The organism is Mycobacterium sp. pR1184 (assembly GCF_041287235.1).
Lineage (GTDB): Bacteria > Actinomycetota > Actinomycetes > Mycobacteriales > Mycobacteriaceae > Mycobacterium.
In genome coordinates this window covers 60,086-80,665 of the sequence record NZ_JBGGKR010000006.1, presented here as the reverse complement: position 1 = coordinate 80,665, position 20,580 = coordinate 60,086, and the positions used below count along the sequence as shown (strand labels likewise).

Below are 20,580 nucleotides of genomic sequence, written 5' to 3'. Positions count from 1 at the left end.
GGCGGCTACACGGTGAGGTTGAAGTTCGGGCTTTTGCCATAGACCGCCATGGCGGTCAGTACGACCACGACGACGATCGTGATCAAGGACAGCCGCATCGACCGGCCGACCGCTTCACCGACGCCGACCGGGCCGCCGGTGGCGGTGTAACCGTAGTAGCAATGGGTGGTCATCACGACCACCGCGACCAGGATCACCTCCGCGAAAGACCACCCGACGTCGGTGAGGCGCAGGAACGTGTGGAAATAGTGGTTGTAGGTGCCGATGGACTGCCCGTAGAAGAACACCGTGGTGACCTGCTGGGACAGGAAGGCCATCGTCATCGCGAATCCGTAGAGCGGGACGATGACGACCAGACCCGCCATCACGCGGGTCGAGGCCAGAAAAGCCACCGACCTGATCCCCATCACTTCCAGGGCGTCGATCTCCTCGCTGATGCGCATCGCGCCCAATTCCGCGGTGGCCCCAGCACCGACTGTGGCGGCCAGCGCCTGACCGGCGGCGACCGGTGCCACAAACCGCACATTGACCAGTGCGGCCAGAAAACCGGTGAATGCTTCGACACCGATGTTTCCCAGCGTCGCGTAACCCTGAATGGCGACCAGGGAGCCGGCGGACAAGGTGATGAAGCCGACGATGGCGGCCGTGCCGCCGACTACGGCCATGGCGCCGGTGCCCATCCCCATCTGGGCCACCATCCGTAGCAACTCTTTGCGGTAGTTGTGCAGCGCGAACGGAATCTGTGCCACCGCGCTCAGCGCGAACCAGACCATCTCGCCGATCTCGACCATCAGCCGCACCGGGATGTGCCGGTATCGAAGCATGGCGGCCCGGGGGAAACGGATATGGGGCGCAGCGGCTGTCGTCATCTCATCGGCCCGTTCCGAACCGGACGCCGATGGTGGTCAGCGCGGCGTTAACCGCGAACAGCGCGATGAAACACAGCACCACCGTCTCGTTGACAGCAGTGCCCAGACCTTTGGATCCGCCACGGACGATCAGCCCGCGATAGCAGCCGACCAATCCGGCGATCAGTCCGAACGTGGCAGCCTTGATGAACGCGATCACCACCTCCGGTAAGCCGGTGAGCGCCGTCAACGTCGAGAGGTAAGCCCCGCTCGAGACGTTTTGCAGGTACACGCTGAACAGGTAGCCGCCGCCCAGGCCCACGGCGACCACGAGGCCGTTGAGCAGCACGGCGACCATCGTCGAGGCGACCACGCGCGGCAGGACCAGCCGGTGGATCGGGTCGATGCCCAATACTTCCAGCGCATCGATCTCCTCGCGGATGGTGCGGGCACCGAGGTCGGCACAGATGGCGGTGCCGCCGGCGCCGGCGACCACCAGCACCGTCACGATCGGGCCGAGCTGGGTGACTGCGCCGATCGCGGCACCGGCACCGGAGACGTCGGCGGCGCCGATCTCGGCGAGCAGGAGGTTGAGGGTGAAGATCAGCAGCACGGTTTCCGGGATGGACACCGCGATGGTGGGCAGCAGCGACACCCGCATCAGGAACCAGCCGTTCCAAATGAACTCGCGCCACTCGAACGGCTGCTTGAGGGCTTTGGCGGTCAGCACGCACATTCGGAAGAACCCGCCGGCAACTTCTGTTCCCGGTCGGATCCTGGCGAGCACTCTGCCGCCAATCACGTTCGTCGTTGTCATTGGCGATGCCTTCGGCGTAACCACGCTCGGCGCGTCGCATCCACAGCCGCTGTCTTCGTCGCCGTCGTCATATGCGCCCGCGATAAAGGGTTGCTGCGAAATGCACTGCTTCATATGGGATTTCGGAGCCGGTCGGGACGAAGGCGATTTTCGGCCTTTTCGCGCCGAGTCCCGCAGTCCGGGTTATCGCCCCCAGGATCCCTGTCGGCCGCGTTTGCTCCACGCAGCAACTATCGCATTAGACCGTACGGTCAGTCAATAACTCGGACGGTATGGTCCGACCGCTGTACTGCGGGCAACGAGCCGCTTGTAGGTGACGACGCGTCTGTGCTTGCTTGGCGGGCCCCGCAGCGTCGGATCCGCTTTGAAAACACCGCGTTCAGCGGCAAAAGGCCACCGACGGCTCGGCGGTTCGGATTAATTTGTTTGCGGCAATTCCCCTGGTGCGCAGGATAATCTGCGCTATGCGGTCAAGCCGTCGCACTCGTGACTGCGGCAAGGCATTCGCGGACCACCGAGACGACGTTCGCCGACGGGTCCGCCCACCTACTCAGCCCTAAGCGGTCGAGTAACAGCCCGCCGAGAAACACGTCTACGAAAGCGGCGCCCACTTGTTCGGGAGTTCGGGAATCGGCGGGATCGAACCAAACCCACATCCACTGCAGTGACCCCCACAGTTGCAATGCGGCCAGCTCGACGTCAACGCTGCGGAACACGCCGCTCTCAATCCCGCTGCGGATCTCGTCGACTGCAAGAGCTTGTAATTGATGACGCAGCTTACGCACTTGCTGCATGGCCGGATCGTCGGACAACTGCACGACTTCACGCTGGCTTGCCACCGTCGCATTGCGGGCGATCACTTGCAGCATCGCCGAGGCGTAAATGATTGCTGCGATGCGTTCGTGCGGCGTGGCCAGCCGATCCCACACCATCCCCAGCGCGTCGAGCTGCAAGCCCAGGTGGGCTTCTTCCAACTCCCGCAACATCTGCGCTTTGGTTCCGAAGTGGTGGACGATGGTGCCTTTCGACATGCCGAGCTCGTCGGCGATGTCACCCATATTCGTTCTGTCGTAACCGCGTTCGGCGACATAGCGGACAAACGCGTCGAGAATCTCGCTCCGTCTACCAGGCAATCGGGGCATCACGAACCCTTCGGCTAACCGTACGAACGGTCTATCATAACCTCCGGTACGTGAAGAAGCCGCCAACCGGTCCGGCCGGCGTGGGCCGTGTCCGGTAGTTCAGAGGGCCTTCAATGTCCGCGAGCCGGTCGCATCCGGTGCGGTGATCACGTGCGTGTTCGCTCCGGGTGCTGACTTGATCTCGCCGGCGGTGTATATGGTCATGAGCTCTCTGCCATCACTGTCCGCAATACACACATAGGTGTCAGTCTCTGGGTCATAGTCGAAGCTGTCCCAAGCCAATACGAAGGCCAAGCAATTTCCGTCGCGGTCTGTGACGACCAGCTTGTGCACACCCGACTCTTTCAAGATTTTGGCGTCCTGCGCGCGCTGCTGAGGGGACCGATTGTGGTGGACCGTTACGCTGTTCGACATTTGCGTACTCCTTTGCCGATGCAATCTTCGTCTGCCCGAGCGGCTCAAATACTGCCAATCTCCTGAACATTACTTCCCGCATATCGCCGGAACGAGGGCATTACGGCCCCTTCCACGAGGCCGTAGGTCGCATTGCGCAGCGTCGGTTTGCGGCTGAGAAATGGGTTATGCCGCGCTGCGGTGGCTGACGGACTTCAACCAGATTCGTTGGGGCTGAATGTCAGAACCTCACCGAGTGGCCGCCGCGGCGTCATTGGGGCCGCCTCGGTGGGGCCGAGTGCTTCGCCGACACGGATCAGCAGTTGTGGCATCGCCGCCCGCCCAATCAGGGTCGCGATGAGATCGCGGCTGGCCCACAGTTCGGTGAGTTGAGTCAGTGTGCACGTCGCCATCCCGGCTAACGTGCACTCCAACAGCACCGCGGACAACGCTTCGCCACAACGCAGAGCATCAGCGGGCGTGTCCTCGTCCGTCGACAAGACGAGCACGATGGATTGGTCTTTTCCCAGCGGAGTGTGCCGCTCATTGTGCGGACTTACGGGGAAGGCCCTTCCGATGTCGACCTGATCGTTCTCGGCTGCCGACAACAGGGAGGTGCGCGGAATTCCATCGACGTTCTCGAAATGGCCTGTCCACCAGTCTAATTCGGTATGATACGAGGTATCGTATAGCCGCAGCGACTCGGTGAGCCGCGACGCCCGGGCTAATTGTGGCCGCAGCTCTTCGGGGATCACGTCGAGGTGAACCGTGGCGGTTTCCGCTGCTGTGCGCAGCCTTGCTTCTAAGTCTGCCCAGTTGCTCGGTGGGGAGAAGGGGAGCCGATCGGTGCGCCGGTGCGCGATGGCCTCGGCCCGTCGGCGTTGGTCATCGGTGACGGGGCGCTGCGGGCCGAGGTCGACTGACGCCAGAAGATCGGAGTTGTCCGGGTCGGGAAAGAGATCGACCTGGCTTGCCCACCCTGTTGCGGCCAACGCCACGCGCAGATGGTCGAGCACGGCGCCGCAGCTGATCAGTGCCTCGCGGCCGGATTTGTCGGCGGCCGGCAGGCTGCGGCTTTCATCGATGTAGAGGAGCAACCGTGAGCCGGTAGCAACCCACTGCCAGGGCTGGCTGTTGTGCAACGACGGCGCCCGGCAGGCCAACTGCACGGCGTCCCTGAGTACGTCGATGTCCACCAACGCATCCGGCATGTTCGACCTCCAATCTAAGGTCAATCGTGGAACACGGGCGCAGACAGCGCCAGGGTCGTTGGTCCCCGAGTCCAATAACGGCACGACGGAACAGGAGAACGTGGCATGAAACAGGCTCACCTCGGCGACCTGCAGGTCGGCCGTATCGGCTTGGGCGCGATGGGCATGTCCGCCGCGTACTCGATCGGCGGCTTCGACGACGCCGAATCCATCCGCACAGTGCACCGCGCCATCGATCTCGGTGTCACGCTGATCGACACCGCGGAGATTTACGGTCCCTTCGTCAACGAGGAGCTGCTCGCCCGCGCCCTGGCGGGCCGGCGTGATCGCGTGGTGCTGGCCACCAAATTCGGCCTGATCTCGCACACCGGACGCAACGGCCTCGACAGCAGCCCCGCCAGCATCCGCGTCGCCGTCGACGGATCGTTGAAAAGGCTGGCGACCGACCACATTGACCTCTACTACCAACACCGCCTGGACCGCGATACTCCGATCGAGGACACCGTGGGAGCGCTAGCGGAGTTGGTCGCCGCCGGCAAGATTCGGCACATCGGCCTTTCCGAGGTCGGTGTCAACACCATCCGCCGTGCGCACGCGGTGCACCCAATCGCCGCCGTGCAATCGGAGTATTCACTGTGGACCCGCGATCCCGAAGACGGGATCCTGGCGGTGCTGCGCGAGCTGGGAATCGGGTTCGTCCCCTATTCACCGTTGGGCCGAGGCTTCCTCACCGGCGCAATACGATCCAACGCGGAGCTTCCCGACACCGACTACTGCAAGACCAACCCGCGCTTCTTCGACGAGAACTTCCAGCACAACCTGCGCAGCGCGGACGAGCTGCGCGAGATCAGCACCGACATCGGCGCCACCCCGGCTCAGGTCGCACTGGCCTGGCTATTGGCCAAGGGGCCCGACATCGTGCCCATTCCGGGAACCAAAAAGGTTGCACGCCTTGAAGAAAACGTCGGTGCCGACGACGTCGAACTTTCGCCCGAGCAGCTCTCCCGGCTGGACCAACTCACCCCGGCCGCCGGAGGCCATCACGCCGAAGCGCAGATGGGATGGATCGACCGCTAGCCGCTGGCTACAACGAAGGTTTCAGCGCGGCAACGGTTTCCAGGTCATCGAGGGCCGCGACACCGCGTCGCAGGCCTTCCACCGCGATGTCTTCGACCTGCATTCCGCCCATGCCTGCGGTGATCAACGGGGCGACATACGCATACAGCGCACCCTGCCGGTAGCGCAGCCAGAGCTCGTCGCGGTCCAGATCGGGTCCGCCGGCTGCGACCAGTGCCTGTCGATAGACGTCGAGCAGTTCGCGCTGAGCGCTCTGGCGGTCCTCAGGCGTGAGGCTTGTGATCAGGGTGTAGGCCAGTTCGCGGGACGGATGGCCGCGTCGCACGGCCTGCCAGTCCAGTAGCCCGGCCTCGCCGTCGCGGAAGTAGATGTTGCCCGGGTGGGCGTCGCCGTGCATCACGGTATGCGGTGCGGTGTCGATCACCGCGGCGACCGCGCGGTAGTTCTCGGCGATGAATCGGCCGTTCTCCACCGGGATGGTGGTGCGCTCGGCGAGGCGCTTCATCGAGGTGGTCATCAGTGAACCGGTCAACAGTGATGTGACGTCATCCGACGGCGTGTAGAGCCAGCCGAGCGGCCCCCGCCCGTTCTGGCGCATACGGTTCCAGAACGTGGCGTGCAGGGTCGCCAGCAGCTCGACGACGAGGCCGGCCTGATCGGTGGACAGCGGGTGCAACGTGTCGGGGAAGACGCACGACTCGGGCAGGTCTTCCAGCACCAGCAGGTAGCGACCGGTCCAGGTGTCAAAAGCCGCGCCGTAGGCGATCGGGACGCCCGGGAGTTCGGGGGCGAGCTGGCTGTAGAAGCGCACCTCGGTGTTGCCCAGCCGGCCCAGCTCACCGATCAGCCGGGTGGCGGCGGTCTGTGCCGTGATCTTGACGAAGACCGACTCCGGGACGTCGTCGCCGGTCAGCACCAGCCGGGCCCGCGACGAGGTGCCGGCATCGCTGTTGAGCACCCGGATCGACCTGACATTGCGGCCCATCACGCGCGACAGCGCCGCGGTGGTGAGGTCGCCGACCGTGCGGGGCAGCCCTGCCCGGCTGCCGACGACGGCGTCGGCGGTCACCCGGCCGATTCCCCGGCCGAGATGTGCGGCCAGTCCGACAACGGAAAGGGCCTGTTCAACGGCATTTGTCATGACTGTCCATCCCTGGGTGCGCTGCCGCCGGAACCAACGAGCGGCGCGCGTGTACGAGTTGCCAAGACAAAAATAACTCAATGTCTGGACATCAGACAAAGTGAGACTAATGTCTGATCTGTGGCACCAGGGCCCGTACCAGGAACTGCTCGACGAATTCGCGCTTGTCGGCAACCGGGCGCAGTCGCCATGCCGGCGACAGCAGGAACAACGTCGTCGTGCTCAGCCATTGCACGATTGAGCGGGGGTCGAGGTCGCTGTACAGGTTGCCCGCGTCCTTCCACCGCTGCAGCAGCGGGCCGTAATGCGTCAACATCAGCTCTATCATCGGTTCGGACCCCAGCTGGAGAGCCGCGGGCACGGCGGTGCTCTCCGCGGCGAACAGCGCCTCGTTCAACGGGTTGCCCGCCACCGACTCCACCCGCGCCAACACCATCTCGGGTAACGAGCGCACCGGGTCGTCGGGGTGGGGCAGCGAGCCGACCAACTCGCCCAGCGCCGCGTCGACCCGCGCCAGCATCAAACCCAGCAGGACCTCGTCGCGGTTGGGGAAGTAGCGGTACACCGTCGAGCGGGATACCCCAGCCTCATCGGCCAACTCGGCCATCCGGATCTGGGCGTTGCCCCGACGCACGATGCAGCGGCCCGCAGCGTCCAGCAGACGCCGTCGCGCCTCCTCGTCATCGAGGATCGCGCGGTCATCGCCCCACCACCGGCTCGGCTCCATTGCAGCGATAGTAGGGGATGTGTTGTGCCATTGAGTATCTGATGCACGAGGTTTCGTCACAAATTTTCAGCCAACCTGATGTAGTCGCTAAACCCTTTCGGCGACAGTCGATTTCGCTCTCCGGGAGAAAGGCAATTCATGGGTTACAGTGCCGCCGACGAGTCATTCACCCATCAGCTGCCGACGACATTCGATCAGGTGCATGATCCCGATCCGACTTGGTCGGACCGATGTTACTTCTTTGCCGCCTCGCCGGACGGCACTCTACTGCTGGCCAGCGGCTACGGTAACAACCCGAACACCGGCACCGGGTTGGGATACGTCAAGGTCAGCCTCGCCGATGGCCGGCACTGGGATCTGCTGGCCGGCCATCCGATTGACGGTGGCGGCCGCGGTGATCTGAGCGCCGGGCCGATGCGGTGGACCTGTGTCGAGCCCCTGAAGAAATGGCGTCTCGACGTGGAGCCAAACGACTCCGGGATCGCGTGGGAGCTCTATTACGAGCCCACCGCGCCGATGTGGGAGCTGTTGCCAATGAAGGTGCACGACTCCGACGGCCGGATGCTGGCCGACATGTACCACATGAAAGAGCCGGGAAGCTGGACCGGCTGGGTACAGATCGACGGCGAGCGGATCAGTGTGGATGGCTTCCGCGGTGGCCGGGATCGCACCTTCGGGGTGCGTGTCTCCGATAAGATCGATTTCTGGTTGTGGCTCGACGCCGGTTTCGAAAACCGTGCGATCGAGGCATGGATCATCGAATCGTCTGATGGCACAGTCAACTACGTAGACGGCGGCATCACCCACAATGACGGCACGCTGTCGAAGCGGTTTGTGAAAATCGAGCACGACGTCGAATTCGACGCCGACCGCAAACGGCCCGCGCGGGCGGTGCTCGTTTTCACCGACGAGGACGGCACAACTTACCGGGTCGCGGCCGACACACCGCATCAACACGTCAACGCCTACTATGGCCTGCCGATGGCGCACTGCCAGTATCAGGACCTCGGTGACGGTGCGTACTTTATCCACTTCCAATGGGACAGCAACGATTCTGCGCAACTCGGCGAGACCGAGGGTAAATCGATGGCGCTGGACCAGTTGATGCGATTCGAGCTCGACGGCGACACCGGTTGGGGCATCTTCGAATTGCTGATGGGCGGCCGGGGCTATGCCCGTTACCCGAACTGGGCGGCGATGGACATGTCGGCCTTCACTCAGGACAAAACCCCGGTCGAACGGCTGCCGGACGATGGAGTACGCCAATGACGCAGGACACCAACCTCGCTGAGCGTTTGACCGCCTGGCTGCGCACCCAACTCAACGCCGCCGACGTCCGCATCGAGGGTCTCGACCGGGTGAACTTCGGCCACTCCGCCGAGATGATGGTGCTCACGGTCGTCAGCGGGGACACCCGCCGCGACGTAGTGTTGCGGCTGCGCCCCACACCGCCCGCGTTGCTGGAACCTTACGATCTCGCGCGTCAGTTCTCGATCCTGCGTGCGTTGCAGGACAGCGCCGTTCGTGTTCCGCCGGCACTGTGGCTCGAGGACAGCGGCGACATCCTGGGCCGGCCATTCTTCGTGATGGAGCGGGTCGGCGGCGACGTCTACGAAATGGAGGCACCCGGCGACGCACCGGGCGCGATGGTGGTGCGGATGTGTCAGAGCCTGGCCGAACAGCTTGCGGCCATCCATTCCGTCGACCTCCAGCAGACCGGGCTCGACGCCCTTGACGACGGGAGCAAACACCTGCGCCGCGAACTCGACCATTGGGCAACCGAAATGAGCCGGGTCAAGCGGGATTCATTACCCGCGCTGGAACGGCTCTTGCAGGCACTGCGTGACAGCCAGCCGGAGCCGTGCCCGAAAGTCAGTCTGGTGCACGGGGACGCCAAGCCAGGCAACTTCGCGTTCACCGACGGCGAGGTCAGTGCGGTCTTCGACTGGGAGATGACCACCGTCGGTGACCCTCTGACTGATATCGGCTGGCTCGAACTGCTCTGGATGCAGCCCGTCGGCATCGCCAGCCACCCTGACGCGCTGGACATCGAGGCACTGCTCGAGCACTACCAAACGGTCAGCGGGATCACGCTGCAGAACCGATCCTGGTATCGCGCGTTCAACGCATACAAGATGGCCGTCATTTGCCTGATCGGTGCGATGCTCGTCGATGGTGGGCATAGCGACGATCAAAAATTGCTGCTCGCCGCCTACGGCACCTCGATGCTCACCCAAGTCGGGCTGTCGGAGTTCGGTATCACCGAGCCGATCGACGACGGTCCGGTTCTGCCACGTGAGGAACGCATCCGGCAACTGCAGCCAAGCGTCGGCTAGGCGCGCAAGTCCGCTTACTTATCGGCGTGGGCCAGCGCCGCAGGCCCATACTTGTCTGCGATCATCGCCCACGGGTCGGCGTAGGGGCCACGGCCTTCGGAGCGGTTCTGCAGCTTGATCACGATGCGCAGCACCGGCCGCAGTATCGGACCCAGGACGCGTAGGACGAGGCGCGTTTTCCCCTGCGATTTACCAACCCAGTCCATGGTCTGATGCCAGTCGTGCTCTTGAAAGCCAAGCAGCGCTTGCGCTTCGGTGGTGTCGTACCAGCCGGTGAAACTCCAGCCCCGGTCGTCGTCGGGATCGCCGGTCAGACCCGCCGACGGACCGAGGCGACCCAGACCGACGGCGGTCATCAGGTCACCCTCGAGTTCATGCTGAAGCATGACGCACGTTTCGTTTCCGCCAATCAACAGCGCCTTGCCGGAAATCGTGGCTTCGCGATCGACTCCGTTGGCAAATGCCAGCGCCGCGTCTCGTGCGTCTACCGTGTGAATCCGGTTGTCGACGGGCATAGAACGCATGATCACCAGGTTGTCGCCGGCGACCCCACCCGATTGGGTATCCGGTGAGATGACGCCGGCCAGCCGGTACATCGCATGCGGGAGACCGCTGGCCCGAACCGCGGCTTCGGCCAGCACTTTGTCCTGCCCGTACTGATCGATGGGGTGCACCGGGGTATCGGGGGTGATCCGTTCCGGAAACCGGTGGGGATTGCGCGAGCCGTAGACCGCGGCACTGGAGGCCAGCAGAAACAGCGGGGGCCGCGGCAGCGCGGTGGCCGCCGCCAACAGGTTTTCGGTGCCCCCGACGTTGACCTTTCGTGCCAGCGCGGGATTTCCGTACGACACCGGTGCGACCACCGCGGCCAGATGAATGATGGCTCCGGGCTGGTGGGCCATGATCAACTCGTGCACCGCGTCGGCGTCGGTCAAGTCGACGTAGGTGGTAATCAGCGCCTCGGGTTTGGCGATGGCCGACAATTCTTTTGCACCGCAACGGTTTGGTCGGTTCGTAGGTCGGTCGCGATGACCGTTCGGCCCCGCTCGAGCAGAATCTGAGCGCATCGCTTGCCGACCTGTCCGAACGCGCCGGTGACCAGGATGGTGTCGACAGTCATGAAGTCTCCTATTTCTCCAGCAGCCGGTTGGCTAACCTGGCGGCGGTATTGCGGATTCGGTTGGAGATGTAGAACGAGAAAACCGGCGTGACGATGTCCTCACGCAGTCGAGTTAGCTTGGAGCTCTTGATAAGCCACTGCCCGGCCACGTTTTCGTAGGTCTCGTGGTAATGGCCGTAGCCCACCAGGCTCACACCGGGACCGAACCGCACGACATCTTGCAGCGCCCATACCCCGCGCGCCGTCGTCGCGGACGTGAGCTCGATCTCGGGGGCGTGTACCTGGTGTGCCGTGGCCTGTGCGGCGCGTCCGATGCTCTTGCGGGTGAACGCGACGAAGTCGTCGGCGCCGGTGATCAGCTTGCCGCCCGCCTCGGAGGTGTCGCTGACGAAGTCGTCGGCGAAGATGGCACGCCACGCGGCCCAATCCTTGGTGTCCAGGTAGCGGCAGTAGCGGGCCTTGAGTTGCTTGATCGACTCGATCGCCAGCAGTGCGCCGGCCTGATCGTCAGCGATCACATCATTCGCGCGCTCGGTCATTGCGGCTCAATTCTGGTGCACCGGTGTTTCTCGAATTCAGCCCAGCCTGACATTCATCCGCGAGCCGCTCATCGGCGGGGCCGATCAGGCCTTGAAGTAGACGATCTGATGCGTGCTCGCCAGCAGCACGCCGTGGCGACTCCACACTTGCGCGCTCTGATCGGAGTATCCGTGGGTGAACCGATCGGCGTGAGCGCAGGCCAGGACGAAGTCGCCGCCAAGCGCGTCCAGCTCCTGCTGATCGGCATGGAAGTAGGTGGTCATCGAGATGGTCCCGACCGGGACGACGCCGCCGCGGCGCTGAAACACCCGCGGATAGAACACGTCGCACAGGGCTGCCAGCGCCGGATAGTCGACCGGGCGCTGCGCGCGGTCGCGCACCCACAGTGCGATCTCCGATGTCGTGCTGGGCCGGGCGCCGGGGCCGGGAAACGCACCCTCGGCGAAGCGCATGTCGTACAGGCTCGCCCAGGCGACGACGATCTCCGGGCCGCCTCCGGAGGTCAGTTGTTCCGGGGGAGGCGCGCTCGGTGGCCGGGCTTCGGTGTCGGCCCAGGTATCGCGCCGGATACCGAAGACCGCGGTCGCGGTGGTCTTGACGTCACCGTCTTGGCTGAGCTCGGCAATCCAGTGCTGACTGCTGCGGTTGGTGCGCGGCGCCCGAAGGCAGATGTCGAAGTCGCCGTCGGCGACGGGGCCGGCGAAGTTGATGGTCACCGCCAGCGGCTCACCGATACAGCCGGGGTGAGTCTCGATGGCACGCAGCAGGATTGCCGTGGTGATCCCGCCGAACGGGCCGACCATGTTGGCCCACTCCGGATGCGTGCGGCCGCGCCTGGTGTCGGCGTCCACGACATCGAGCCGGAGGGCTCTGTCGAAAGGGTGGGTCGGCGTCATGCTGACGGCAGACTACTTCGCGGCGACCCGAACTCCGGACACCGGGGTTATCACATTCGGCTGAGGTCCCCGGCGCACCGGAAATCGGTGTTATTTTGAGAACTCGCCGCGGCTGCCTGGGAGGGCCGATATGACCGAGTCGTCGACGCGGGCGTTGCTCACGGCACTGGTGGCCGCGTTCGGCGATGCCGAGCGCGTCACCGAACTGCTAGCGCCCAAGGCGCAGTGGTGGATCACCCCGACGGTCGGGGTGCTGGGCAGCCCGACCGTGGGGCGCGACGCGATCCGAGCCGGCATGCGCATTATTTTCGGCCAGCTGTATGCCGACGTGCGGACGACGGTGCACCACGTGCTCTGTGCTGACGACATGGGCGCGGCGCGCTTCACGATGCGGGCAACCGCGTTGTTCGCCGGGCGGCAACCCTACGAGAACGAGTACTGCGTGTGGGTGCAGGTGCAGGACGGGTTGATTATCCGGGTCTGGGAGTATCTCGACGTTGCCCATGCGACAGCGCAATTCAGCTCCTGATTGATCGAGGTTGCAGCAGGAGTTGCGCCGACGCATGACACCATGATTACACTGTGATTTCGCTGTAAGGAATTCTCGATGCCGCGAGTACGGCGATGGTGAGGAACACGATGGCGTGGGATTTCGAGACGGATCCGGATTTCGCTGAAAAGCTGTCCTGGATGCGCGATTTCATCGATTCCGAGGTCATCCCGCTGGAACCGATCCTCGCCGAGATTTCGCCCGAGCAGTGGCAGCCGGTCAAGCGCTACCTGCAGGGCAAGGTCAAGGCGCAGGAGTTATGGGGTTTGTTCCTGGATCCCGGCCTGGGCGGTGCCGGGCTGGGCCAGCTCAAGCTCGCGCTGATGTCGGAGATCATCGGCCGGTGCATGGTGTCAATGGAGCTGTTCGGGGTCCAGGCGCCCGACAGCGGGAACATGGAGCTGCTGGCACACGGGGCGAGCGACGCGCAGAAGCAGCGCTGGCTGTACCCCAACCTCAACGGGGAGATATCGAGCGCGTTCGCGCTGACCGAACCGTTCCTGGCCGGCGCCGACCCGACCGTCATCGCCACCACCGCCGTGCTCGACGGCGAAGACTGGATCATCAACGGCCACAAGTGGTTTACCACCAACGCGTCCTGTGCCGACATCATCTTGGTGGTCGCGGAGACCGATCCCGCCGGCCGCCCGCACCGGCACGCGTCGATCTTCGTGGTGCCGACCGGAACGCCGGGGTGCAACATCGTGCGGGACATTCCCACCATGGCGCATCCGGACCCGGAGTTCGGCCGCCGTGGCAACCATGCCGAGGTGGTGTTCACCGACTGTCGGGTTCCCGCGGATCACCTGATCGGCCCGCGTGGCGGCGGATTCGTGCTGGCGCAGCAGCGTCTCGGCGGCGGACGTGTTCACCACTCGATGCGTTGGCTCGGGCAGGCGCAGCGCGCCCTGGACATCATGGGTGAACGTGCGGTCTCGCGCCGGTCGCACGGCCGCCTATTGGGCGAACACCAAATGGTGCAGGACTATATCGCGTTGTCGCACACAGAGATTCAGGCCGCACGATTGCTGACCTTCCAGACCGCGTGGAAGATGGACCGTTTCGGCGCGGGGGAGGTGCGTGCCGAGCTGGGCATGATCAAGGCTCATGTGTCGAAGGTGGTGCTCGCGGTGCTCGATCGCACCATCCAGGTGTGCGGGGCGCTGGGGTACTCCGGGGACCTGCCGGTCGAATCCTGGTATCGGATGACGCGGTTCGGATCGATCGGCGACGGGCCCGACGAGCTGCACAAGTCGGTGTTGGCCCGGCATGTGCTCAAGAAGTACCGTCCGGTGCAAGGCTGGCCGACCGACCACCTTCCGTCGCGGCGGCCGGCAGCGGAACAGAAGTGGCAGGCACTACGTCAGGAGGCAGGCGTCGCATGAGTATTCCGGACCGTCAGCAGGCCATCGTCATGCCCGGGCCCGGCGAGCCCGTGCAGACCGTCGAAAGGCCGGTGGGCGAGCCCGGTCCCGGGCAGGTGCTGGTCAAGGTCAACGCCTCCAGCCTTAATTTCCACGACAACATCAACCTGATGGGCCTGCTGCCCGGGCCCTGGCCGCGCGTACCGATGACCGACGGCGCCGGGGAAGTGGTGGCGATCGGGCCGGGAGTCGACGAGCTGCGGCCCGGGGATCGGGTGATGGGAGCGTTTCACCCGGGCTGGCCCGACGGGCCGCCCAACCCGGACGCCAAGCGTGAGGTGCCCGGTGACACCTGCGACGGGTGGCTGCAGCAATACCGGGTCGAACATGTCGCCGGCCTGGTCCGCACGCCTGCGCACCTCAGCGACGTCGAAGCCGCGACGATCCCCTGCGCGGGCGTCACGGCGTGGAGTGCGTTGGTGGAAGCCAACATCGGCGAGGGTGACGTGGTGGTGACCCAGGGCACCGGCGGGGTTTCGCTGTTCGCCGTGCAACTGGCCCGGGTGCGGGGTGCCACCGTGATCCTGACTTCGTCGTCCGACGACAAACTCAAGGTCGGATCGGATTTAGGGGCAACGTATCTCGTCAATTACCGAACCACCCCGGACTGGGAGACGCAGGTCAAGGAACTGACCGCCGGTCGCGGCGCCAAGTTGGTCGTCGATCTCGGCGGTCCTGCGACGCTGCCGCATTCGCTGCACGCGGCCGCCGTGGGCGGAACAATCGCGGTGATCGGTGTGCTCAGCGGATTCGACATGGCGTCCATCGCGGTTGCCGAGGTGATGCTGAACAACCTGCGTGTCATCGGAATCACGGTGGGCAGCGTGCGCGCTCACCGCGAGATGTGCGAGGTGGTGTCCAAGGCCGGCATCAAACCGCAGATCAGCCACGTTCTCGACTGGGAGCAACTCGACGAGGCGCTTCGGGTGATGCGGGCAAATGAACACATCGGCAAGATCGCCCTGACTATCCGCTAGCTTGCGAGGAGTGCCGACGTGCCCAGCGAACTGGAGCTCGACGCGGACCAGATCGTTGCTGCCGCAGTGGAAATCATGCGGGAAAGCGGATTGGACGCGATCAGCATGCGCAGCGTGGCTAGCCGGTTGGGTGTCACGCCGCCACCGGTGTACTCCAGAATCGGAAACAAGGATGCGCTCATCGATGCGGTCGCCGAACATCTGCTCGACGATCTCGCTCCAGAGCTGGAAAGCGACGAACCCTGGCCGGACTACGCGCGACGCTGGACCCGTCAACTCCGGGCACGGCTGACCGCCGCCGCCGACTGCCGGCTCTTCCTGCAGGCGAAGCGCCCGGCCTATCTGAAAGCATCGCGCCCGCTGCTGAAAAGCATGCGCCGCGACGGTATGTCGGCCGATATGTCGGTGCGGGCCTGCCGTCTATTGACCTGGGCGGTCGTGGGGTTCGTAGCGATGGACCATCCGCCGGGCACGAACTCGACGCGCCGGAAGGGCCGTCTTGCCGGCAGCGACCCGGCAGGCGTGACTCGCGAGGAAGTCGACGAGTTGTTCGCTACGCACATCGACTACCTGATCGAAGGTATTCGCCGCGACAGCGCTTAGCCTGCAGTGTCGGCGCGGCCAGGGCTTGTACGATGCAGCGATGGCCAAGCCGCTGATCCCGGCCGACGACATCCTCACCCACGCGTTGGACATGCTGGATTCCGAAGGTATCGAGGCTCTCAGCGTTCGTCGACTCTCGGCCGCACTCAAGATCTCGCCGCGGACGCTGTATCAACAGGTCGGCAATCGCGAAGCATTGATCAGGGCGCTGGTCGCGCGCCACTTCGCGCAGCTGAAGCTCGACTTCAAGGAATACGACACCTGGGAGTCGACGGCACTGCATTGGTGTCAGGCATTGCACGACGCCTTGCGAGCGCATCCGTTTCTGACTGAGCTGATGACCATCGACGACCGCAGCGCCGTTGCCGATTATGTCAACGCCTTACTCAAAGCCACTCTGCAAGAGGGAATTCCGCGCCCGCTGGCCACCGAGTGCTGCCGTGGCCTAGCGCACTTGACGATCAACCATTCCATCGTCGAGGTGCGCGGGCTGCGTGAACCGAAGCGCTCGGAATCCGCGACGGCCAAGATCGAACAGAATTTTCCCCGGCTGATCGAGTGGGTGATCTCCGGGGTGCGAGCCGAGGCCGGGGGCGTCGATGCCACGGCGAAGCGGTGCCGCTGATCAGCCAGAAACGCCCCCGTCGACGGTCATGAGTGACCCGGTGGTGTAACTCGACGCGTCGGAGAGCAAATAGAGGACAGCTCCGACGATCTCGTCGGGCCGGCCCACCCGGCCGAGCGCGATGCGGCGGAGCACCTCGGGCAGCAGGTCGGGGTTGCGGACGAAACCCGACGCCGCGTCGGTATCGAAGGTCCCGCAGATGATCCCGTTGACCCGCACGCCGACACCGGCGTATTCGACGGCCGAGGCGGTGGTCAGCGCGTTGAGGCCGGCTTTGGCCGCCGCGTAGACCGTGGTGACGGGGGTGGGTTTCACCGACGCCAGCGAACTGATGTTGATGATCGATCCACCGCCGGTCGCGGCCATTGCCGTGGCAGCCAGCGCCGTCAACCGGGTTGGGCCTTTCAGGTTGACGCCGATCACCTTGTCGAACAACACCTCTGAGGTTTCCAGCAGCGAGGGTGCAAGCGGGCTCATACCGGCGTTGTTGACCAAGCCGTCCAGCCGTCCCCACCGGGAAACGGCGGCTTCGACGACGCCGGGCAAGGACTCCCAATCGCCGACATGGCAGGCCAACGGGTGCGCTTGCCCGCCCGACTCGGTGATCGTGGCAGCCAATGCCTCGCACGACGCAATTTTCCGGCTGGCGATCACCACTCGTGCGCCGCGCGCGGCCAGCCCGACACTCATCGCGGCACCCAGTCCGCGGCTGCCGCCGGTGACCAGTATGACCCGGTCGGCCACGTCGAACAGCTCGTCGGTCATTGCGCGAACCTCCTTGCGCGGCTGAGCAGTTCGTCGATGACGGCCCCGAAGAACTCATGGACCGGATTGCGGGACTCACCGCGCAGAAACTTCGCGTAGGACGCCTCCAGGACGATCGCCAGCTTCCACGCGCTGAACACCTGATACCAGCCGAACGGTGACAGGTCGCGGCCGGTGGCCTCGGCGTAGCGCTCGATCAGTTGATCCGGTGTCTGGCAATGGTCGCGATCAATGCCATGCGGTGCGTCCGGCGACCCCAGCGCGATGGGGTTTCCGGTCTCGGGCCAGAAGATCATCGCCCATGCCAGGTCGATCAGGGGATCGCCCACCGTCGTCATCTCGAAGTCGACGACGGAGACGATTCGCGGTGGCGGCGCCGGCGACCAGATGACGTTGTCCAGCTTGTAGTCGCCGTGCATGACGGTGAGATCGCCGTCTGCGGGCAGGTTCTCGCGCAGCCAGCCGGCCAGCTCGTCCACACCGTCCAATGCGCGGGTCTGATAACTCTGCAGTTGCGCGAGCCACCGATCGACTTGGCGCGGCAGAAACCCCTGCGGGTGCGACAATTCGGCCAGCGCCGTGCCCGTCCAGTCGACCGCGTGCAAAGCGACCAGGGTGTCGATCAGCTGTTCGCCGATCAAGTGGTGTGACGACGGATCCCGGTGCAGCGCTTCGGGAAGTCCGTCGCGGCGGATCACCCCGCCGTCGACGTACGACATCACGAAAAAGGGGGCGCCGAGTATGGCGGGGTCGTCGCTGCGAGCCAGCACCGTGGGCACCGGTATTCCTGCGGCGCCGAGCGTCTCCATGATGCGCGCCTCACGGATCACCTGGTGAGCGGTGTCGGAGACCGTGGCCAATGGCGCCCGGCGCACCACCCAGGTCTGCCCCAGGCGGTCGATGCGGAACATCTCGCAGCTGCCGCCTCCGCGAATCGGCACCACCGACACGTCGGCCGCCTCGCCGGTTGCCTCGGCCAGCCAATCGCGAAACCGGGGAACGTCGAAACCCGTTGCCGCAGCAACCATGCGCGATCCTCCGATCGCTCGGTTAAAATAGCGCCGATTCCCAAACATAGCAGCCCCGGACGCGTAATCCGGAGGCGGACTCGTTGACCTGCGACGGCGCGACGTCGATGTGTACAGTCAATAGCCGGGCGCTGTACGGTCGCCCAGCGCACACTCGAGGTTTGGACACGACAACGGCGTCGAAAGGTCAGCGGCGATGACGCACAAACGAATTCGGCACTCCTGGTGACCGACGAGACCGTAGCGGAGTTTCGCAGCCGGGCCAGGGCCTGGCTGGCCGAGAACATGCCGCGGCAGGGTCCCGCCGAAGCAGCGCTTCTCGAACGCGATGCGGAGGCGTCCTGGCACCGGGCGCGTGAACTGCAAAAGAAGTTGTACGACGGCGGATTCGCCGGCATCTGCTTTCCCCGGGAGTACGGCGGCCTGGGGCTGGGTTACGAGTACAAGAAAGCCTTCGACGCCGAGGCGCAGGGCTATGAAACACCGTTGCTGCTCAACGTGCCGTCCTTCGCCATCTGCTGCGCCACCATCCTGGACATGGGCAGCGAGGAGCAGAAGCGCACCCACATCCGAGCGGCGCTGCGTGGCGACGAAGTGCTGGTCCAACTGCTGTCCGAGCCGAGCGGGGGATCGGACCTCGCGGGCGTCATCACCCGTGCCGACCGCCGGGACGGGCGGTGGATCATCAACGGTGCCAAGACGTGGAGCACCTGGGCGTTCGCCGCGGATTATGGGTTATGCCTGGCCCGGACCGATTGGGATGTACCAAAGCACGAAGGCCTGACGATGTTCCTGGTGCCGCTCAAGCACCCCGGAATAACGATCAACCGCATCCAGCAGATCAACGGCTCCATCGAATTCTGCGAGGAGTTCTTCGACGACGTCGAGGTGGGCGACGACGCCGTCGTCGGCGAACCGGGCCAGGGGTGGGACGTTGCCTCGCGACAGCTCTACCACGAACGGCGCAGCATGGGCGACGGCTCGGAGTACACCAGCGGCCCGGGAATCTCTGAGGCCGAGGATGTTTCGATCGATCTGCTGGCGCTGGCCGAACAGACGAACCAGCTGGACTGCGAACGCGTCGGTGAGATGATCGGACGTGCCCTGGTCCACCGAACGGTGGCGCGTCAACTCAGCGAGCACGTCTTCCACGCCGTGGCCGGCGGTGCGCTGCCGCCGACCGCGGGATCGATCATTCGCTTGCAGATGGCCGCGGTCCACGACGTGGAAATCGATACCGCGATTGCGGTCGCGGGGACGTCCGCGGTCGTCGAGGACGACGCGCGGCTGCTCGATATCGGCATCCGGTATCTGGGCCGCCAGATCGCCAGCATCGGCGGCGGCACCACCGAAATGGCGCGCAACGTGATCGGCGAGCGGGTGTTGAACTTTCCCCGCGAGTACGCCGCCGACCGGGGCGTGCCGTTCAACCAAGTGCGGCGAAACAGACTGTCCTGACGGATGCGAAGTCGGGGAGAGGTGGCAAAGTGAGTGACCAACTGCGAGACATCCGAGAGTTGGCCGGCGACGCCGATGCCTACCGCGATGAGCTGTACCGCCGGTGGACGGGTCTGCTCAGTTACCGCTACATCGGTCGCAAGCACTCGTCGATGGACATCGGCGACGTCGACGACACCGTCGTGATCCGCCGTGACATGCGCAACGAGGCAGGCGGCATTATGGTTGCGCCGCTGGCTATCTCGTCGCCCGAGGGGTGTCAGACCGACATGGCTGCGGTGCCCAATCCGGTCATCGCGTCGGTGCAGATCATCGACCCCGGTTACGACGTCTCTCGCGTCGAGATCGTCGGCTCCGGCATCGTGCACCAAGGCCGGACTATGGGGTACGGGCGGTGCAAGATCGTCGACGCCGACAACCCGGACCGGGTGATCGCGTTCAACGAGGGCCAGGGCGCGATCATCGGGATCCCGCCGGAAGGGCTTGACAGGATGGATGTTTCGGGCACCGAACTCGTTGTGGAAGACTCACCCGACCTGCCGCCGCTGTGGGCTGCCTTCGGTGCCTGCAGGCGCGACGACGGGCACTGGATATTGCCCGCGCTCAGCCCGGAACTCGCCTCGCCGGACGCGGCGCTGCACATCGGGCCCCAGCACGTCGTGCTGGAGACCGCGGCGATCGACCTGGCCGCTACTCTCGCCGGCACCCGCAAGATGCAGGTCGTCAGCTGGCACGTCATGTTCATGTCGCGCGGGAAGGTCGGGCCGTTCCGGGTGGAGGGCACCGCCCATGCCGGCGGTCCCGGACGCATCGGCGTGCGCATGCTGCTGCACGACGAAGGCAACGCGGACAAGGCCGTCACGTCCGCCGCGGCGATCTTCGAGGTGGTCGGCTGACCGCGC

Annotated in this window: 21 protein-coding genes and 1 pseudogene; 10 read left to right on the top strand and 12 right to left on the bottom strand. The window is 64.9% G+C overall.

Annotated elements, in window-relative coordinates:
* Positions 1-5 precede the first annotated feature (5 nt).
* The 5 genes from ACAG21_RS12425 to ACAG21_RS12405 all read right to left on the bottom strand — a co-directional run bounded on the left by ACAG21_RS12425 (position 6) and on the right by ACAG21_RS12405 (position 4,411).
* Positions 6-869, bottom strand: coding sequence for an ABC transporter permease (locus ACAG21_RS12425; RefSeq protein WP_370496415.1), 864 nt, complete (start codon positions 867-869; stop codon positions 6-8).
* A gap of 1 nt (position 870) precedes the next feature.
* Positions 871-1,584 carry an MlaE family ABC transporter permease gene (locus ACAG21_RS12420; protein ID WP_370496629.1) on the bottom strand — a complete coding sequence of 238 codons (714 nt, stop codon included), beginning with the start codon at positions 1,582-1,584 and terminating at the stop codon, positions 871-873.
* Between the two features lie 551 nt (positions 1,585-2,135).
* A complete protein-coding gene (locus ACAG21_RS12415; RefSeq protein WP_370496414.1) occupies positions 2,136-2,807 on the bottom strand; it encodes a TetR/AcrR family transcriptional regulator in 672 nt (223 codons plus the stop codon).
* A gap of 99 nt (positions 2,808-2,906) precedes the next feature.
* Positions 2,907-3,221, bottom strand: coding sequence for a hypothetical protein (locus tag ACAG21_RS12410; RefSeq protein WP_370496413.1), 315 nt, complete (start codon positions 3,219-3,221; stop codon positions 2,907-2,909).
* Between the two features lie 194 nt (positions 3,222-3,415).
* A complete protein-coding gene (locus ACAG21_RS12405; protein ID WP_370496412.1) occupies positions 3,416-4,411 on the bottom strand; it encodes an NAD(P)H nitroreductase in 996 nt (331 codons plus the stop codon).
* 105 nt (positions 4,412-4,516) lie between these two features.
* Here ACAG21_RS12405 and ACAG21_RS12400 point away from each other — a divergent pair, with 105 nt between their 5' ends.
* Positions 4,517-5,488, top strand: coding sequence for an aldo/keto reductase (locus ACAG21_RS12400; protein WP_370496411.1), 972 nt, complete (start codon positions 4,517-4,519; stop codon positions 5,486-5,488).
* A 7-nt stretch (positions 5,489-5,495) separates the two neighbouring features.
* On the opposite strand, the gene ACAG21_RS12395 is transcribed toward ACAG21_RS12400, so the two are convergent.
* Together ACAG21_RS12395 and ACAG21_RS12390 are read right to left on the bottom strand one after the other, a co-directional pair.
* The gene (locus tag ACAG21_RS12395) at positions 5,496-6,629 is read right to left on the bottom strand and encodes a phosphotransferase (RefSeq protein WP_370496410.1); all 1,134 of its coding nucleotides are present in this window, start codon (positions 6,627-6,629) and stop codon (positions 5,496-5,498) included.
* Positions 6,630-6,735: 106 nt separating this feature from the next.
* Complete coding sequence (locus ACAG21_RS12390; protein WP_370496409.1) at positions 6,736-7,356, bottom strand: TetR/AcrR family transcriptional regulator; 621 nt, start codon at positions 7,354-7,356, stop codon at positions 6,736-6,738.
* A gap of 138 nt (positions 7,357-7,494) precedes the next feature.
* Between ACAG21_RS12390 and ACAG21_RS12385 the strand changes: the two genes are divergently transcribed.
* Together ACAG21_RS12385 and ACAG21_RS12380 are read left to right on the top strand one after the other, a co-directional pair.
* Positions 7,495-8,625, top strand: a complete 1,131-nt coding sequence (locus ACAG21_RS12385; RefSeq protein WP_370496408.1) for a hypothetical protein — start codon at positions 7,495-7,497, stop codon at positions 8,623-8,625.
* Positions 8,622-9,692 carry a phosphotransferase family protein gene (locus ACAG21_RS12380; protein ID WP_370496407.1) on the top strand — a complete coding sequence of 357 codons (1,071 nt, stop codon included), beginning with the start codon at positions 8,622-8,624 and terminating at the stop codon, positions 9,690-9,692. Before ACAG21_RS12385 ends, ACAG21_RS12380 begins: the two co-directional genes overlap by 4 nt.
* A gap of 14 nt (positions 9,693-9,706) precedes the next feature.
* On the opposite strand, the pseudogene ACAG21_RS12375 reads toward ACAG21_RS12380, so the two are convergent.
* The 3 genes and pseudogenes from ACAG21_RS12375 to ACAG21_RS12365 form a co-directional block, all read right to left on the bottom strand.
* A pseudogene (locus ACAG21_RS12375) lies at positions 9,707-10,812 on the bottom strand (NAD-dependent epimerase/dehydratase family protein).
* An 8-nt stretch (positions 10,813-10,820) separates the two neighbouring features.
* The gene (locus ACAG21_RS12370; RefSeq protein ID WP_370496405.1) at positions 10,821-11,351 is read right to left on the bottom strand and encodes a nuclear transport factor 2 family protein; all 531 of its coding nucleotides are present in this window, start codon (positions 11,349-11,351) and stop codon (positions 10,821-10,823) included.
* Between the two features lie 84 nt (positions 11,352-11,435).
* Positions 11,436-12,248, bottom strand: coding sequence for an acyl-CoA thioesterase (locus ACAG21_RS12365; RefSeq protein WP_370496404.1), 813 nt, complete (start codon positions 12,246-12,248; stop codon positions 11,436-11,438).
* Positions 12,249-12,378: 130 nt separating this feature from the next.
* Here ACAG21_RS12365 and ACAG21_RS12360 point away from each other — a divergent pair, with 130 nt between their 5' ends.
* From ACAG21_RS12360 to ACAG21_RS12340, 5 genes are all read left to right on the top strand, one after another.
* Entirely contained in the window at positions 12,379-12,777 is a 399-nt protein-coding gene (locus ACAG21_RS12360; RefSeq protein ID WP_370496403.1) for a nuclear transport factor 2 family protein, read from the top strand.
* A 110-nt stretch (positions 12,778-12,887) separates the two neighbouring features.
* Positions 12,888-14,183 (top strand): acyl-CoA dehydrogenase family protein, encoded by a 1,296-nt coding sequence (locus ACAG21_RS12355; RefSeq protein ID WP_370496402.1) that lies wholly within the window; start codon positions 12,888-12,890, stop codon positions 14,181-14,183.
* On the top strand, positions 14,180-15,199 hold the full coding sequence (locus ACAG21_RS12350) for an NAD(P)-dependent alcohol dehydrogenase (protein WP_370496400.1): 1,020 nt from the start codon (positions 14,180-14,182) through the stop codon (positions 15,197-15,199). The genes ACAG21_RS12355 and ACAG21_RS12350 overlap by 4 nt, the downstream gene beginning before the upstream one ends.
* A gap of 18 nt (positions 15,200-15,217) precedes the next feature.
* Positions 15,218-15,802, top strand: coding sequence for a TetR/AcrR family transcriptional regulator (locus ACAG21_RS12345; protein ID WP_370496399.1), 585 nt, complete (start codon positions 15,218-15,220; stop codon positions 15,800-15,802).
* Between the two features lie 40 nt (positions 15,803-15,842).
* Positions 15,843-16,427: a TetR/AcrR family transcriptional regulator gene (locus ACAG21_RS12340; RefSeq protein ID WP_370496398.1), complete on the top strand. Its 585-nt coding sequence runs from the start codon at positions 15,843-15,845 to the stop codon at positions 16,425-16,427.
* Here the strand turns inward: ACAG21_RS12340 and ACAG21_RS12335 are convergent, their stop codons facing one another.
* The gene (locus ACAG21_RS12335; protein ID WP_370496397.1) at positions 16,428-17,192 is read right to left on the bottom strand and encodes an SDR family NAD(P)-dependent oxidoreductase; all 765 of its coding nucleotides are present in this window, start codon (positions 17,190-17,192) and stop codon (positions 16,428-16,430) included.
* Positions 17,189-18,220, bottom strand: a complete 1,032-nt coding sequence (locus tag ACAG21_RS12330; protein ID WP_370496396.1) for a phosphotransferase family protein — start codon at positions 18,218-18,220, stop codon at positions 17,189-17,191. Before ACAG21_RS12330 ends, ACAG21_RS12335 begins: the two co-directional genes overlap by 4 nt.
* 225 nt (positions 18,221-18,445) lie before the next feature.
* Between ACAG21_RS12330 and ACAG21_RS12325 the strand changes: the two genes are divergently transcribed.
* Both ACAG21_RS12325 and ACAG21_RS12320 read left to right on the top strand, forming a co-directional pair.
* On the top strand, positions 18,446-19,678 hold the full coding sequence (locus tag ACAG21_RS12325) for an acyl-CoA dehydrogenase family protein (protein ID WP_370496395.1): 1,233 nt from the start codon (positions 18,446-18,448) through the stop codon (positions 19,676-19,678).
* 29 nt (positions 19,679-19,707) lie between these two features.
* Complete coding sequence (locus tag ACAG21_RS12320) at positions 19,708-20,574, top strand: hypothetical protein (RefSeq protein ID WP_370496394.1); 867 nt, start codon at positions 19,708-19,710, stop codon at positions 20,572-20,574.
* Positions 20,575-20,580 lie beyond the last annotated feature (6 nt).

Coding starts and splice junctions, on each gene's coding strand:
- ACAG21_RS12425 (WP_370496415.1), bottom strand. CDS start 869: ATGACGACAGCCGCTGCGCCCCATATCCGTTTCCCCCGGGCCGCCATG.
- ACAG21_RS12420 (WP_370496629.1), bottom strand. CDS start 1,584: ATGTGCGTGCTGACCGCCAAAGCCCTCAAGCAGCCGTTCGAGTGGCGC.
- ACAG21_RS12415 (WP_370496414.1), bottom strand. CDS start 2,807: ATGCCCCGATTGCCTGGTAGACGGAGCGAGATTCTCGACGCGTTTGTC.
- ACAG21_RS12410 (WP_370496413.1), bottom strand. CDS start 3,221: ATGTCGAACAGCGTAACGGTCCACCACAATCGGTCCCCTCAGCAGCGC.
- ACAG21_RS12405 (WP_370496412.1), bottom strand. CDS start 4,411: ATGCCGGATGCGTTGGTGGACATCGACGTACTCAGGGACGCCGTGCAG.
- ACAG21_RS12400 (WP_370496411.1), top strand. CDS start 4,517: ATGAAACAGGCTCACCTCGGCGACCTGCAGGTCGGCCGTATCGGCTTG.
- ACAG21_RS12395 (WP_370496410.1), bottom strand. CDS start 6,629: ATGACAAATGCCGTTGAACAGGCCCTTTCCGTTGTCGGACTGGCCGCA.
- ACAG21_RS12390 (WP_370496409.1), bottom strand. CDS start 7,356: ATGGAGCCGAGCCGGTGGTGGGGCGATGACCGCGCGATCCTCGATGAC.
- ACAG21_RS12385 (WP_370496408.1), top strand. CDS start 7,495: ATGGGTTACAGTGCCGCCGACGAGTCATTCACCCATCAGCTGCCGACG.
- ACAG21_RS12380 (WP_370496407.1), top strand. CDS start 8,622: ATGACGCAGGACACCAACCTCGCTGAGCGTTTGACCGCCTGGCTGCGC.
- ACAG21_RS12370 (WP_370496405.1), bottom strand. CDS start 11,351: ATGACCGAGCGCGCGAATGATGTGATCGCTGACGATCAGGCCGGCGCA.
- ACAG21_RS12365 (WP_370496404.1), bottom strand. CDS start 12,248: ATGACGCCGACCCACCCTTTCGACAGAGCCCTCCGGCTCGATGTCGTG.
- ACAG21_RS12360 (WP_370496403.1), top strand. CDS start 12,379: ATGACCGAGTCGTCGACGCGGGCGTTGCTCACGGCACTGGTGGCCGCG.
- ACAG21_RS12355 (WP_370496402.1), top strand. CDS start 12,888: ATGGCGTGGGATTTCGAGACGGATCCGGATTTCGCTGAAAAGCTGTCC.
- ACAG21_RS12350 (WP_370496400.1), top strand. CDS start 14,180: ATGAGTATTCCGGACCGTCAGCAGGCCATCGTCATGCCCGGGCCCGGC.
- ACAG21_RS12340 (WP_370496398.1), top strand. CDS start 15,843: ATGGCCAAGCCGCTGATCCCGGCCGACGACATCCTCACCCACGCGTTG.
- ACAG21_RS12335 (WP_370496397.1), bottom strand. CDS start 17,192: ATGACCGACGAGCTGTTCGACGTGGCCGACCGGGTCATACTGGTCACC.
- ACAG21_RS12330 (WP_370496396.1), bottom strand. CDS start 18,220: ATGGTTGCTGCGGCAACGGGTTTCGACGTTCCCCGGTTTCGCGATTGG.